Source organism: Streptosporangium becharense (genome assembly GCF_014204985.1).
Classification (GTDB): Bacteria; Actinomycetota; Actinomycetes; order Streptosporangiales; family Streptosporangiaceae; genus Streptosporangium; species Streptosporangium becharense.
The window spans coordinates 4,311,700-4,324,261 of the sequence record NZ_JACHMP010000001.1; the positions used below are offsets into that span (position 1 = coordinate 4,311,700).

A 12,562-nucleotide genomic window follows, 5' to 3' on the forward strand; every position below is an offset into this window, starting at 1 on the left:
GGGCGGGCGGGCTCCTCAGAGCCGGATCACTCCGCTGTCGCCGCCGAGGTCGAGGCCGTCGGCCACCACGAGCGCACCCCGGTCGAGCCTGGCCAGGGCCTTGCCCACGGCGGCCCCGGCGTCGGAGCCGAGTTCGTCGAGGTCGTCCAGCCCCTCGCGCAGGTCGATGGCGTCCTCGCCGAGTCCGACGGTGAGCGCGATGGTCTCGCAGACCGCGTTCAGGTCGTCGAGCTCCAGCACGTTCTGACCGAGCAGCCTCCGCCAGGCCGCCAGTACCTGGCCGTCCCCGGCGTGGCTCGCCCCGGCGGGAAGGATGTAGTAGACGTCGTACATCCGGGTCAGCTCGGCGACGATCTCCTCGGTGGGGATGTCCTGATCGAGCCGGTCGCCGATCACCTCGCGCACCTCGCGGCGCTTGACCCGCGGGTAGGGCAGCTCGTCGCCGATGATGAACAGGTAGCCTCGGCGACCCCGCTTCTCGAAGCAGTCGATCGAGGTGTGCCGGGCCATGAAGTACATCGCCAGCTCGTACGACTCGGTCTTCTGGCCGCCGCCCCCGCCCTCCAACAGGATCTTGCCCAGGTGCTCGTCCATCCGGTTGTCCGACTCGTACTGGCCGATCTGCAACGGGGCCCGGTCGCAGGTGGCGTCGCCGATCGCGCCGAAGAGGATCTGCGGGTCGGTGGCGTAGCCCTTGCGCAGCAGCAGCCCGAGCAGGTCGGGCAGCTTGGTCTGGAGGGTCCGGGGCACCCCTCCCATCGAGCCGGTCACGTCGAACAGCACGGCGACGGCGAGGGAGTCGGGGTGCTCGTCGGAGTCGCGGCTCTCGCGGGCCGCCACGCCGCGCGGGTCGAGGTCGTCGTGCACGGTGCGTGCGCCGCTGTCGCTGTAGGAGAAGGCGCTGGCGCCGCTGGCCTTGCGGTAGCTCGCGGCGGCGGCGTAGACGTCGGTGGACCAGATTCCGCTTCCCACGGGGATCTCCTCGGATTAGGGGTGGGACGTTCTCGGGGTCAGAGATGCAGGGGCCGGTATTTCCGCGGCCCGTATTCGTCGTCGAGCAGCTCGTCCAGCTCGGCGAGGAGAGACCAGGCGTCGCCCGGCGGGGCCAGCAGGCTGCCGCGGACGAAACGGCGGATCGGGCCGGGCGGGTGCCCGCCCATCAGGGCGGCCACGCACCGGGTGGCGAGACGGATGTCGGTGGCCGGGGTCGCCGCTCTCCTGGCGAGGACCTCCGGCGGGTAGTCGCCCTGGTGCCTGGCCACCAGGGCGGTGATCGGGGTGCCGACCGGCACCGACTGGCTCCAGTCGACGAGCACCAGACCGTGGTCGATCGGGTGGACGAGCACGTGGTGTCCGAAGACCGCCCCGTGCACGATCCCCGCCCGGTGCGCCGCGCCGATCGCCACGAGCAGCCGACGCCAGATCCACGCGACGTCCCTCGGGTCGAGCACCGGCCGGCGCCGGGAGATCTCCGCCAGGCTCAGGAACCCGTCCGGCACCCGGCTGATCACGTTGGCCCGCCGTTCGACCCCGGCCGACCGGTGCCGGAACGACTCCACCAGCCGGGGCACGTACGGCAGCAGCCGGGGGTCGCCGTCGCGTGCGATCGCGGTGAGCGCGTCGGCCTCGCGGCGCATGAGGTCGTTGTCCGTGTGGCTGCGCGGGATCTTCAGCAGCGTGTCGGCGCCGCTCTCGTAGAGCACGGCCGTGGCGCCGCGCCGCAGGGCACGGCCGATCCGGTAGGTGCCCCGCCGGGTGGTGATCACCGTCTCGGGGGACCGCCTCTCTTCGGCGCCGCCGTGGGCCGCCCAGAGCGCCGCCAGCCGGGTGAACGCCGCCGCGGCCTCCGGGCCCGGCGCGAGATCGGGGTGGAGCAGCCGCGCCAGCCTCCGGTACGCCCGGCGCGGGGAGTCGTCCCCGAACAGGTCGGCGGGCGTGCGGGCGGCGGTCACCAGGGCGATCGCCTCGGCCGTGCTGGTCACCGGACCTCCTCCTCCCGCGCGGGTCGTAGCAGTGCGGGGTGGAGCAGCCGGGCGTCTCCGGCACGGTAGAGCTTGGCCCGGGGGCCGCCCCGGGCCCCGCCGGTCTCGGTGGTCTCGCCGGTGCTCTCCACGAACCCGGGGACCGACAGGACCTTGCGGTGGAAGTTGCCCGCGTGCAGCGGCACGCCCCAGACCGCCTCGTAGACCGAGCGCAACTCGGAGACGGTGAACGTCTCGCCGGTGAACGCGGTCGCCAGCGGGGTGTACTCCAGCTTGCTCCGTGCCCGCTCCAGGCCCTCGCCGAGGATGCGCGCGTGGTCGAAGGCGAGGTCGGGGAGCCGCTCGACCCGGTGCCAGGCGGCGTCCGCCGCGTCCGTGCCCGCCCGGGGGTCGGGCAGGCCGGGGGCGAAGGCCAGGTAGGAGACCGAAACGACCCGCATACGCGGATCGCGGCCGGGCGTGCCGTAGCTGGCGAGCTGTTCGATGTGGATCCGGCCGGGCAGCCCGGTCTCCTCGGCCAGCTCGCGCGCCGCCGCCTGCGGCAGGTCCTCCTCGGGCCGGATGAACCCGCCGGGCAGTGCCCACCGCCCCGCGTGGGGCTGTTCGCCCCGCCGGACGAGCAGGACGTGCAACGCACCTTCACGGATGGTGAGCGCCACCACGTCGACGGTCACCGCGACCGCCGGATAGGCCCGTGGGTCGTAACCCGTCAGGAACTCGGCTTCGTTCATCATGCGTCCTTCTCAGGTTGAGATGTTCTCAGTATGAGAATGACTCGCGGCGGTGTCAAGTGCGGCGAGGTGCCTTCGTCTTCCCTGTTGTGATCTCGAGCTACGCAAGTATTCGCAATCCAGTCAAACTTCACACATCCCCGTGATGCGTCATTCCTTCCCTGCTTGTATTTCGAACGTATTACGTTAAGCTGTGTGGGGTATCGAACCGTCCATTGGACTGAGCGTTCCGAGGAACACATCGCGCGGCATGGTGTCACGCCGACAGAGGGGGAGCAGGTGATGTTCACTCGTCCCCGTTAGGAGGCGGCAGGCCGGCAAGGCAGCACTCTCGTCTACGGTGTGACGGATGCCGGGCGACATTTGCTCGTCGTCGTGGTGGACAGCGCCGTGGAGCCGGACGCCTGGTATGTGGCCACCGCGCGAGACCTGACCATCGGTGAGAAGCGACTGTTCGCCCGGAAGACGAGGTGATCGCGGTGGCGCAGGACAAGATCGATGATCTGGCTGCCTACTATGACGAGCATGACACGACCGCGGACCTGGAGCGCGCGGTCCCGCAGGAGCCGGTGATCGCCGACGAGGTGATGATCGTCACCTCGCTGCGGCTGCCGAAGCCCGTGATGGATCAGGTTCGTGAGCGGGCCAGGGAACGGGGGGTCAAACCCACCGCGCTCATCCGGGAATGGGTGGAGGCGGCGCTCGCCGGGCAGGACGCCGTGATCCCCATAAGTGTGATCATGGCTGCCGTCACGGAGTACCAGCACAGACGCGCCTCGTAGCTTCTGGCGGCTCGGGGCGGCGTTCGGGACTTCGGGCAACGGCCCGCTTACGGAGGGTCGGCGAACGGTCCGGCGCTCGGCGGGGCAGGCGGTGACGACGAAAGGGGCGGCCCCGGGGTGCGGGGCCGCCCCTCTTCGCTCGCCGCGGGAGCGGGTGGCCGGCGGGATCGACCGGAAGGTCAGCCGGCGGGGTCGGTCCGGAGGGTCAGAAGGCGTCCTCGGGCAGGTCCATCAGGTCCAGGCCGGTCGCGTCGAGCGTGCGGCGCTCGGCGGCGATGCGGGGCAGGACCGTCTGGGCGAAGAACAAGGCGGCGGCGACCTTGCCGGTGTAGAAGGCCGTGTCGGCCGAGCCCGGCGCGGAGCCCAGGGCGGCCAGGGCGACCTCGGCCTGGCGCAGCAGCAGCCAGCCGATCACCACGTCGCCCAGCGCGAGCAGGAACCGGGTGGTGTTCAGGCCGACCCGGTAGACCTCCCGCGGCGTCTCCATGGAGGCGAGGGCCCAGCCCGCCATGGTGTCGGCCATGGCCTTGACCTCGTCGGCGGCTTCGGCGAGGAGCTTGCGCTCCTCCTTCAGCCGGCCGTTGCCCGCCTCGGAGGCGGCGAAGGACGTGATGTCGCCGTACAGCGAACCGAGGGCGGCACCCTGGTTGCGCAGGACCTTGCGGAAGAACAGGTCCTGGCCCTGGATCGCGGTGGTGCCCTCGTAGAGGGAGTCGATCTTGGCGTCTCTGATGTACTGCTCGATCGGGTAGTCCTGCAGGTAGCCGGATCCGCCGAGGGTCTGCAGCGAGCGCGCCAGCAGCTCGTAGGAGCGTTCGGAGCCGACACCCTTGACCAGCGGGAGCAGCAGGTCGTTCATCGCCTCGGCGTGCTCGTCGCGCCGTCCCTCGTGCTCGGCGATCTGCACGGTGTCCTGGTAGGTCGCCGTCAACAGGACCAGTGCCCGCATCCCCTCGGCGTACGCCTTCTGCAGCATCAGCTCGCGGCGTACGTCCGGGTGGCGGGTGATGGTCACGCGCGGGGCGGTCTTGTCGGCCATCTGGGTCAGGTCGGCACCCTGTACCCGGGTCCTGGCGTACTCCAGGGCGTTGAGGTAGCCGGTGGACAGCGTGGCGATCGCCTTGGTGCCGACCATCATCCGGGCGTGCTCAATGATCATGAACATCTGCCGGATGCCCTCGTGCACGTCACCGACGAGCGTGCCCACCGCGGGGTGCTTCTCGCCGAAGGTGAGCTCGCAGGTCGTGGAGACCTTCAGGCCCATCTTCTTCTCGACGTTCGTCACGTAGACGCCGTTGCGCTCGCCGAGCTCGCCGGTCGAAAGGTCCACGTGGTACTTGGGGACCAGGAACATCGACAGGCCCTTGGTGCCGGGGCCGTGGCCCTCGGGGCGGGCGAGCACGAGGTGGAAGATGTTGTCGGACATGTCGTGCTCGGCGCTGGTGATGAAGCGCTTGACGCCCTCGATGTGCCAGGTGCCGTCGGGCTGACGCACGGCCTTGGCGCGGCCGGCGCCCACGTCGGAGCCGGCGTCCGGCTCGGTGAGCACCATGGTGGCACCCCACTGGCGCTCGATGGCCAGGTCGGCGAAGCGCTTCTGCTCCTCGGTGCCGATCACGTGCAGCACGTGGGCGAAGGCGGGGCCGCTGGAGTACATCCAGATGGCGGGGTTGGAGCCGAGGATCAGCTCGGCCACCGCCCAGCTCACGCTGCTGGGCAGGCCGGGGCCGCCCAGCTCGGCGGGCAGGCCGAGGTTCGTCCAGCCGGCGTCGCGGTAGGCGGCGAAGGACCTCTTGAACCCCTCGGGCATCGTCACCGTGCCGGTGGCGGGGTCGAACACCGGCGGCGTGCGGTCGCCTTCGGCGAAGGAGTCGGCCAGGACGCCCGTGGCCAGGCGGTTGACCTCCTCCAGGACGCTCCGCACGACGTCCTTGTCGATGTCGGCGAACAGGCCCGTGCCGAGGACGTCCCGGCGCCCGAAGACCTCGAAGAGGTTGAACTCCAGGTCGCGGAGGTTGCTCTTGTAGTGGCCCATGGGGGTTCTTCTCCTTGAAACCGGGGACCGCGGTCGTCCGTACTGGCCAGTAACGTTACCGCTAATGCTACCCGTCGGTAACCCGCAAAAACCATGGCGGTGAGACGTTTGTCACACTCGTTTCGGGCAGACGGGAAGCATGGCCGTCAAGACGATTCCCGACTTCCGTCCGGCGGAGCTGCCGGACCCGAAGCCGTTGCGCAAGGTGATAGGTCCCGGGGTCATCGCGGCGGGGGTGGGCCTGGCGTCCGGGGAGTTCGTCATCTGGCCCTACATCTCCGCCAACGTCGGCCTCGTCTTCCTGTGGGCCGCCGTGGTGGGTGTGGTCGCCCAGTACTTCCTCAACATGGAGATCGAGCGCTACACCCTCGCCACCGGCGAGACCGCGCTGACCGGGTTCAGCCGCCTGGGCCGGCACTGGGGCCTGGTCTTCGCCGCCATGGCGGTGCTCGCCAACATCTGGCCCGGCTGGGCCACCAGCTCGGCCACCGTCCTCACCTACGCGGTGGGCGGCGACATCACGGTGATCGCGGTCGTCGAGCTGCTCCTGATCGCGGTCGCGCTCACCCTCTCCCCGGTCGTCTACCGGACGCTGGAGGCCACCCAGTTCATCAAGGTCGGCGCCGTGCTCGTCTTCCTGGTGATCGCGCTGTTCCTGGCCATCACCGGCGACGCCTACCGCGGCCTGGGAGAGGCGGTCACCCACATCGGGCAGGTCCCCGCCCAGCTCGGCGCCGCGCTGGTGCTCGGCGCGATGGCCTTCGCCGGGGCCGGCGGCGGTCAGAACCTGGTGCAGAGCAACTGGATCAGGGACAAGAACATGGGCATGGGCGAGCGGATCCCGCGCCTGGTCTCCCCGATCACCGGTGAGGACCAGGCGGCTCCGGCGACCGGCTTCACCTTCACCCCCGACGAGGCCAACCTCTCGCGCTGGCGCGGCTGGTGGCGGGTGGCCAACATCGAACAGCTCGTCTCGTTCGTGGCCATCACCATCATCACGATCTTCCTGATGTCGATGCTGGCCTACTCCACGGTCTTCGGCGCCGAGACCGCGAACAACGTCAGCTTCCTGCGGACCGAGGGCGAGGTGCTCAACCAGCGGCTGTCGTGGTTCGGCACCTTCTTCTGGGCCGTCGGCGCGCTGTCCCTCTTCGCCGCCAGCATGGGCATCTGCGACTACGTCGCCAGGATGGTCGCCGACATCGTCAAGACCGTCTACCTGCCCGCCAGCGAACGGTGGACCGAGAGTCGCGTCTACAGCCTCGTCGTCTGGTTCATCGTGTTGTTCGGCATCACGATGCTCACCGTCGGGTTCGACCAGCCGATCACGCTCCTGGTCATCTCCGCGAGTGTCGGCGGGATCATGATGTTCCTCTACTCGGCGCTGCTCGCCGTGCTCAACCGCCGGCTGCTGCCCGAGCCCATCCGCATCCGCGGGTACCGGCTGGCGGTCGTGCTGCTGACGTTCGCGTTCTTCGGCTACTTCTCGGTGCTGACGCTCATCGACCAGCTCGGGAAGCTCCTCTAGGCTCCTGCCGTGGACGGACGGGGTGCGGACGGGCCGGTCGAAGGCGGACGGCCCGTGGACGGGCGGGGTGCGGACGGTCCGGCCGGGGGCGAGCGGGCGGGCGCCGTGGACGAGCGGTGGCGGGCCGGCCTGGAGCTGTGGAGGATCCCCGAGGAGATCGCGGCGCGGGCCCCCGCCGACCCGTGGGGGCACTCCCCGACACGCTTCGCCGAGCGGACCGACCGGGCCCTCGCCGAACCCGAGGGGCCGACCCTGGCGCGGGTGGCCGAGGCGCTCCCGCCCGGCGGGAGCGTGCTGGACGTGGGTGCCGGCACCGGCGCCGCCTCCCTGCCGCTCGCCGCCGCCCTCGGTGAACTGGTCGCGGTGGACGTCTCCGACGCCATGCTGGCCGAGCTGACCTCACGCGCGGAGCGGCTCGGCGTGCCGGCCCGTGTCGTCCGGGGTCGCTGGCCCGCCGTCGCGGCCGAGACCCCGGCGGCGGACGTCGCGGTCTGTGCCCATGTCGTCTACAACGTGCCCGACCTGGCCGGGTTCCTCACCGAACTGACGCGGCACGCCCGCCGCAGGGTCGTTCTGGAGCTCACCGGCCGCCACCCGTTGAGCTGGCTCAACCCGCTGTGGCAGCACTTCCACGGCGTCACCCGCCCGAGCCGTCCCACCGCCCGGGACGTGATCGACATCGCGGAGCGGCTCGGCTACGACGTCCGTCACGAGTCGCGCCAGGCCCCGCTGACCCGCTTCACCGAGCTGGAGGACCTCGCCGAGAGCGCCTGCCGCCGGCTCTGCCTGGGGCCCGAGCGGGCCGACGACGTCATCGCGGCCGTGGTCGAGCTGGACATGTGGCCAGTGCCGCGTGACCGGTGGTTCACGCTCTGGTGGGATTCACCATGAGCTTTGCTACCCTCTCCCGGTAGAACGCCCAACAGGGAGGTTCCCGGACGAGACGCGCCGTACCCGGTCTGCCAAGACGACGCTCCTGAGGTTGGGGGGCTGTCATGGCCTGGGTTCTCATCGTCGTCGCCGGTCTCTTCGAGGTCGCGATGGCCTACTCGCTGAAGATGAGCGACGGGTTCTCCGCGCCGCTGCCGAGCGTCGGGTTCGCGGTCTTCGCGGTGCTCAGTTTCGGCCTGCTCGCACTCGGCCTCCGAAGCCTGGAGGTCGGCACCGCCTACGCGGTCTGGACGGGCATCGGCGCTGTCGGCACCGCCACGCTGGGCATCCTCGCCCTCGGTGAGGACGCGTCGTTCCTCAAGATCGCATCGATCCTGCTCATCGTGGCCGGCGTCGTCGGCCTCAACCTCGCCGGCGGGCAGTGAGGGCACTGAGGGCACCGAGCGGGCGCTGCGGGTCACTGGGCGGGTCACTGGGCGGGCACTGGGCGGGCACCGAGCGGACGCTGAGTGGACGCTGAGGGCACCGACCGCGGTCTCCGGTGCGCGACCTTCCCTGAAACCGGCTTGACGCTTTAGGTGGTGTCACGGTTGGCTGAGCGCATGATTGATGTGCACTACGTGACGTTCGACTGTGCCCGGCCGTACGAGCTGGCGACTTTCTGGAGCGAGGCCACCGGCTGGGAACTCCACCCGGAGACGGCCAAGGACGACGACGAGGTCCTCGTCCAGGGTTCGGTGAACCTGCTGTTCATCAAGGTCCCCGAGGGGAAGACGGTCAAGAACCGGGTCCACGTCGATGTCACCGGCACCGACGGCACCACCCGCGAGCAGGAGGTCGAGCGGCTCCTCACCCTGGGCGCCACGATCTCCGCGGACCACCGCAACCCCGACGGCAGCGGCTGGGTCACCATGCTCGACCCCGAGGGCAACGAGTTCTGCGTCTGCCGCGCCGACTACGAGCGGAACTGACGGCTCCCGGTTCCCCGTCCCCGGGCGGAGGCACTCGGACGGGGAGCCGGAGCCCCGTCGTCGGGCGGGGAACCTTCAGGCGCCCGCGGCCTTCGCGGGCGCCTGACGCGTCCGGGTTCCCGTCCGCGCGGGCCCTCACCCGCGCGTCCCCCTCGGGGTTCCCCGTCGTTCCCTGCCGTTTCCCGCCTTTCACGGTTCCCGCCGTTCCCGCTCCTCGCGGGTCGCGTCGTTCCCGCCTCTCAGGGGTCCCCTCGTCCGGCCGTCCCGGGTCTCAGCGGCCCTCGGGCAGCGACCGCTGGCCCCGTCCCCGCATGACCAGTGCTGCCAGCGCGGTGACCAGGTAGACCACGACACCGCCCTGGAGCGCGTCCAGCGCCGCGCCGAACACCCCCTCGCCGTCGAGGATGAGCTGCACCGGATACATGAGGGTGGCGGCGCCGAGGGCCGGGTAGAGCGCGAACCGCCAGGGGCGGCGCAACGCCCACAGCCGGGCCTGCCGGGTCACCCGGTCCCCGACCTCGGGCTTGCCGACCGCGCCGATCGCCGCGATGAGAGCGAACAGGCCGATGCCGAGCGACGCCGACCAGGTCAGACTCTCCTCCCCCCCGATGACGGCCATCACGAAGCTGGCGGCCGACGCGGCGGTGCCAGTGATCGCGGCGGTCTTCCAGGGCGCCCCGCGCAGCGCCGCGCCGGCGAGGGACATCTCGTCACGTCGAGTCAGTTCGTTCATGTCCATCAGGCTGCCCTCGACTCTCCCCTGCCCGCATCGGGGAGCAACCCTGATCCATCCCCGACCTGTTGCATCGAGGGTCCCGTTCGCGTTGGTGGCGTGACCCGGGCACCGGGGCGGCCAAGGCGCGGGGAGCCTCGCTCGGCACGGTGTCCCCCGAGGGGAGGGGGCCAGCACTACCACGATGGACCGGCCTGCCGGATCGAAACGTCCGGCGCCGATCCCTAGCTTGATGAGCGTCCGGTAACACCAACCGAAGGAACACCCATGAGGAAGACTCCCCTGCGTCGCGGCCTGCTGGTGGCGGTCGCCTTGGGCGCCCTGGCCGCTCCCGCGCTGGCCACTCCCGCCCAGGCCGCTCCCGCGCTGGCGTCGGAGACATCGGAGGAGCGCGTCGTCGCGGGCCTTGAGCGTCACGCCCACCCACTGCGCAGCACACGACCGGACACGCCGGGACATGACCTGAAGGCGCTGTCGGCGCTGGTCCGCGACGCGGAGATCGTGGGAATCGGTGAGGCCACCCACAGTTCCAAGGAGTTGTTCACCCTGCGGCACCGGCTGTTCCGGCACCTGGCGACCACACAGGGCTTCACCACCCTCGCGCTGGAGGCGCCGTGGTCGGCCGGCGTCCGCCTGGACGAGTACGTACGCACCGGCAAGGGCGACCTGCGCACGATCATCGAGGAGGAGGGCGAGACCACCGGCGGCGTGTGGAGTACCAAGGAGTGGCTGGACCTGTACTCCTGGATGCGCGACTACAACCGCACCGCCCGCACCAAGCTGCGGGTGATGGGCTTCGACCTCAGTGACGTCCACCCGCAGCAGTACCGGCGGATCCTCGACTGGGCCGAGGAGCACGAGCCTTCGATCCTGCCCGAACTGCGCCGCCGCTACGCGAAGCTGCTCGCCCTTCCCGGTGGTGCGAAGGAACGGGTCGACGCGCTGACGGCTCTTCCCCCGGAGCAGCTCAAGGCCCTGGCCGAGGACGCCGAAGCCGCCTACCACCTGGTCGAGAAGGCCGGCAAGGTCAGCCCCTACGTGCTCCAGGAGGCCCGCGTCATCTACCAGATGACCACGGTGTACGCCTCGGAGGGGTCCGAACTGCACCGTAACCGCGACCGGTTCATGGCGGAGAACACCATGTGGTGGAAGCGGAACACCGGCCTGAAGATCGTGGCCGCCGCGCACAACGGGCACGTGACCTACCTCTCCCCCTACCCGCAGCACTACCCCGTCACCCAGGGGGCCCAGCTACGTGCCATGGCCGGGCGTTCCTACGTCGCCATCGGCACCTCCATCCACAGCGGCGGATTCCGGGCCATCAATCCCGACAACGGCAAGACGGAGAACTTCGACACGGGGGCCGCGGGGCCGGACAGCAACGAGCACATCCTCGACAAGGTGCGCCACCGCGACTACTACGTGAGCCTGCGCGAGGCGGAGCGTGACCCGGCCACGCGGAAGTGGCTCGACACCGCCCGCCCGACGTTCACCGTGCCTGCCACCTACCTCCCCGACATGCTCAAGGCGCCGCTGGCCCTGGGCCAGGCGTACGACATCGTGGTTCACCTCCACCGTGTCAAGGCGGCCAACCCCCTGTAAGGACGCTTGACGCTTTCGCCGGTGAACTTACCGGCGCACGGAGCCGGAGCGGCCGCCGTTCTCCGGGGAACTCGTCAAGATCTCTGCCCACCCGTTGGCGGAAGCCCACACCGCCGAGCCTTCTGCCTCCCGCAGATCAGCGGGCACCCTGACCCTTCCGTTCCGGCCAGTGTCCTGCCGTCTCAGTGCGGGGGTACGTTGCCCCTCATGGACAAGGTGGTTGTCCAGGTCAAGCCCTGGAGTGCCGAGCACCATGATCCGGGGACCGAGGGGCACGCGGGCAGGTGCGGGTGGCATGGGACGAACGAAGGGACGCCTTGCCCTGAGGAACCGTTCGCGAGCGTGATGTTCCGGTACGGGAACGATGAGCGTGTTCACTCGGCGTGCAGACGCGCACTCGGCGACATCTCCAGGAGGCATGGCTTCCCGATCCCGCAGGACTGAGCCTCACGGAGACAGCTACGAGCCCCGCCCGGTTTCCGCCCAGGCGGGGCTCGTCTGTGCTGGGGAGACCTTCCCAGGGCCTCCGCGACCCGCTCCGGGGCTACTCCACCCGCACTACGAGCCGGGGGTGGTACCCGGTGTCCATCGCGTACGAGCGTTCAGGGCGTTCCATGATCAGTTTCCTGCGATCGCCCATGTGCAGGACCACGTTGCGGATCTCCTCGTATCGGGTCTTGGGCTCGACCTCGGCGGGCGTGGTTGACCTGGCGTATCGGTTCGTCTCGCCGTAGAAGATCGTCGGCGTGGTGTATCGGGTGGCCGGCTCTCCTCTGTCGTACTCGGCGAGGAAGGCTTGCCACTCCTTGCGCGAGATGGTGACGACGGTGAGGGTACCGACCTGCTGGACACTGCGACCAGGAACCCGCACGACTACCCGTCCAGGCCCAAGACGCGGGCCAGGTCCGGGGGCTCGTAGTTCGGCCCCTTTCCGGCCTTGCCGTTCTGGCTGCCCTCCTTGGTCATGTTCGAGCGATGGACCTCGGCCAGCACGGCGTCAAGGTCGATGCCGTAGGTGAGAGCCGTGCCGTACACGACGTACACCACGTCGGCCAGCTCCTGCGCGAGGTTCTTCAGGTCGCCGGCCTCAACGGCCTGGGTAACCTCCTTCACCTCCTCGTCGAGGAGGCGTTGGCGCAGGCGAACCAGTGTCTCGTCTGGCGTGGTCAGGGCGTCGGCTACAGGGAATCCGAACCTTTCATGGAACTCGCGAACCATTTCCGCTGGCGTCACGGTGGGCTCCAAGATCAGTTATAGCGGCCTCGGTGATCAAGAACTCGAAGCGGTGCTCCGGAGAGTAGAGCAGG

At 69.9% G+C, this 12,562-nt stretch carries 14 protein-coding genes and 1 riboswitch; of the genes, 7 read left to right on the forward strand and 7 right to left on the reverse strand.

Features of this window, described 5'->3' with window-relative positions; genetic code table 11:
- Positions 1 to 15: 15 nt before the first annotated feature.
- The 3 genes from F4562_RS19115 to F4562_RS19125 are packed head-to-tail and all read right to left on the reverse strand — an operon-like array spanning position 16 to position 2,713.
- On the reverse strand, positions 16 to 972 hold the full coding sequence (locus F4562_RS19115; RefSeq protein ID WP_184542853.1) for a hypothetical protein: 957 nt from the start codon (positions 970 to 972) through the stop codon (positions 16 to 18).
- Positions 973 to 1,010: 38 nt separating this feature from the next.
- Positions 1,011 to 1,982: a lipopolysaccharide kinase InaA family protein gene (locus F4562_RS19120; RefSeq protein ID WP_184542851.1), complete on the reverse strand. Its 972-nt coding sequence runs from the start codon at positions 1,980 to 1,982 to the stop codon at positions 1,011 to 1,013.
- Entirely contained in the window at positions 1,979 to 2,713 is a 735-nt protein-coding gene (locus tag F4562_RS19125; protein WP_184543485.1) for an NUDIX hydrolase, read from the reverse strand. The genes F4562_RS19120 and F4562_RS19125 overlap by 4 nt, the downstream gene beginning before the upstream one ends.
- Before the next feature lie 342 nt (positions 2,714 to 3,055).
- Between F4562_RS19125 and F4562_RS35885 the strand changes: the two genes are divergently transcribed.
- Both F4562_RS35885 and F4562_RS19130 read left to right on the forward strand, forming a co-directional pair.
- Positions 3,056 to 3,187: a hypothetical protein gene (locus F4562_RS35885; RefSeq protein ID WP_260316006.1), complete on the forward strand. Its 132-nt coding sequence runs from the start codon at positions 3,056 to 3,058 to the stop codon at positions 3,185 to 3,187.
- Positions 3,188 to 3,192: 5 nt separating this feature from the next.
- A complete protein-coding gene (locus F4562_RS19130; RefSeq protein ID WP_184542849.1) occupies positions 3,193 to 3,495 on the forward strand; it encodes a hypothetical protein in 303 nt (100 codons plus the stop codon).
- A gap of 205 nt (positions 3,496 to 3,700) precedes the next feature.
- Here F4562_RS19130 and F4562_RS19135 read toward each other — a convergent pair whose 3' ends face one another.
- The gene (locus F4562_RS19135) at positions 3,701 to 5,530 is read right to left on the reverse strand and encodes an acyl-CoA dehydrogenase (RefSeq protein WP_184542848.1); all 1,830 of its coding nucleotides are present in this window, start codon (positions 5,528 to 5,530) and stop codon (positions 3,701 to 3,703) included.
- Positions 5,531 to 5,669: 139 nt separating this feature from the next.
- On the opposite strand from F4562_RS19135, the gene F4562_RS19140 reads away from it, so the two are divergent.
- The 4 genes from F4562_RS19140 to F4562_RS19155 all read left to right on the forward strand — a co-directional run bounded on the left by F4562_RS19140 (position 5,670) and on the right by F4562_RS19155 (position 8,920).
- Positions 5,670 to 7,058: an Nramp family divalent metal transporter gene (locus F4562_RS19140; protein WP_184542846.1), complete on the forward strand. Its 1,389-nt coding sequence runs from the start codon at positions 5,670 to 5,672 to the stop codon at positions 7,056 to 7,058.
- A gap of 9 nt (positions 7,059 to 7,067) precedes the next feature.
- A complete protein-coding gene (locus F4562_RS19145) occupies positions 7,068 to 7,949 on the forward strand; it encodes a class I SAM-dependent methyltransferase (protein WP_311734042.1) in 882 nt (293 codons plus the stop codon).
- A 21-nt stretch (positions 7,950 to 7,970) separates the two neighbouring features.
- A riboswitch (guanidine-III (ykkC-III) riboswitch) is annotated at positions 7,971 to 8,035 on the forward strand.
- Between the two features lie 18 nt (positions 8,036 to 8,053).
- A complete protein-coding gene (locus tag F4562_RS19150) occupies positions 8,054 to 8,374 on the forward strand; it encodes a DMT family transporter (RefSeq protein ID WP_184542844.1) in 321 nt (106 codons plus the stop codon).
- Between the two features lie 165 nt (positions 8,375 to 8,539).
- Positions 8,540 to 8,920 carry a VOC family protein gene (locus tag F4562_RS19155; protein WP_311734041.1) on the forward strand — a complete coding sequence of 127 codons (381 nt, stop codon included), beginning with the start codon at positions 8,540 to 8,542 and terminating at the stop codon, positions 8,918 to 8,920.
- 271 nt (positions 8,921 to 9,191) lie between these two features.
- Here F4562_RS19155 and F4562_RS19160 read toward each other — a convergent pair whose 3' ends face one another.
- Complete coding sequence (locus F4562_RS19160) at positions 9,192 to 9,653, reverse strand: hypothetical protein (RefSeq protein WP_184542842.1); 462 nt, start codon at positions 9,651 to 9,653, stop codon at positions 9,192 to 9,194.
- Between the two features lie 267 nt (positions 9,654 to 9,920).
- Here F4562_RS19160 and F4562_RS19165 point away from each other — a divergent pair, with 267 nt between their 5' ends.
- A complete protein-coding gene (locus F4562_RS19165) occupies positions 9,921 to 11,255 on the forward strand; it encodes an erythromycin esterase family protein (protein ID WP_184542841.1) in 1,335 nt (444 codons plus the stop codon).
- A gap of 544 nt (positions 11,256 to 11,799) precedes the next feature.
- Here F4562_RS19165 and F4562_RS19170 read toward each other — a convergent pair.
- Together F4562_RS19170 and F4562_RS19175 are read right to left on the reverse strand one after the other, a co-directional pair.
- On the reverse strand, positions 11,800 to 12,126 hold the full coding sequence (locus F4562_RS19170) for a hypothetical protein (protein ID WP_184542839.1): 327 nt from the start codon (positions 12,124 to 12,126) through the stop codon (positions 11,800 to 11,802).
- Between the two features lie 2 nt (positions 12,127 to 12,128).
- Positions 12,129 to 12,473 carry a pyrophosphohydrolase domain-containing protein gene (locus F4562_RS19175; protein WP_184543479.1) on the reverse strand — a complete coding sequence of 115 codons (345 nt, stop codon included), beginning with the start codon at positions 12,471 to 12,473 and terminating at the stop codon, positions 12,129 to 12,131.
- Positions 12,474 to 12,562: the final 89 nt, after the last annotated feature.

What these genes read in the sequence shown, in the direction of transcription:
- F4562_RS19165 (WP_184542841.1), top strand. Translation starts at nt 9,921, where the DNA reads ATGAGGAAGACTCCCCTGCGTCGCGGCCTGCTGGTGGCGGTCGCCTTG.
- F4562_RS19140 (WP_184542846.1), top strand. Translation starts at nt 5,670, where the DNA reads ATGGCCGTCAAGACGATTCCCGACTTCCGTCCGGCGGAGCTGCCGGAC.
- F4562_RS19160 (WP_184542842.1), bottom strand. Translation starts at nt 9,653, where the DNA reads ATGAACGAACTGACTCGACGTGACGAGATGTCCCTCGCCGGCGCGGCG.
- F4562_RS19175 (WP_184543479.1), bottom strand. Translation starts at nt 12,473, where the DNA reads ATGGTTCGCGAGTTCCATGAAAGGTTCGGATTCCCTGTAGCCGACGCC.
- F4562_RS19135 (WP_184542848.1), bottom strand. Translation starts at nt 5,530, where the DNA reads ATGGGCCACTACAAGAGCAACCTCCGCGACCTGGAGTTCAACCTCTTC.
- F4562_RS19150 (WP_184542844.1), top strand. Translation starts at nt 8,054, where the DNA reads ATGGCCTGGGTTCTCATCGTCGTCGCCGGTCTCTTCGAGGTCGCGATG.
- F4562_RS19125 (WP_184543485.1), bottom strand. Translation starts at nt 2,713, where the DNA reads ATGAACGAAGCCGAGTTCCTGACGGGTTACGACCCACGGGCCTATCCG.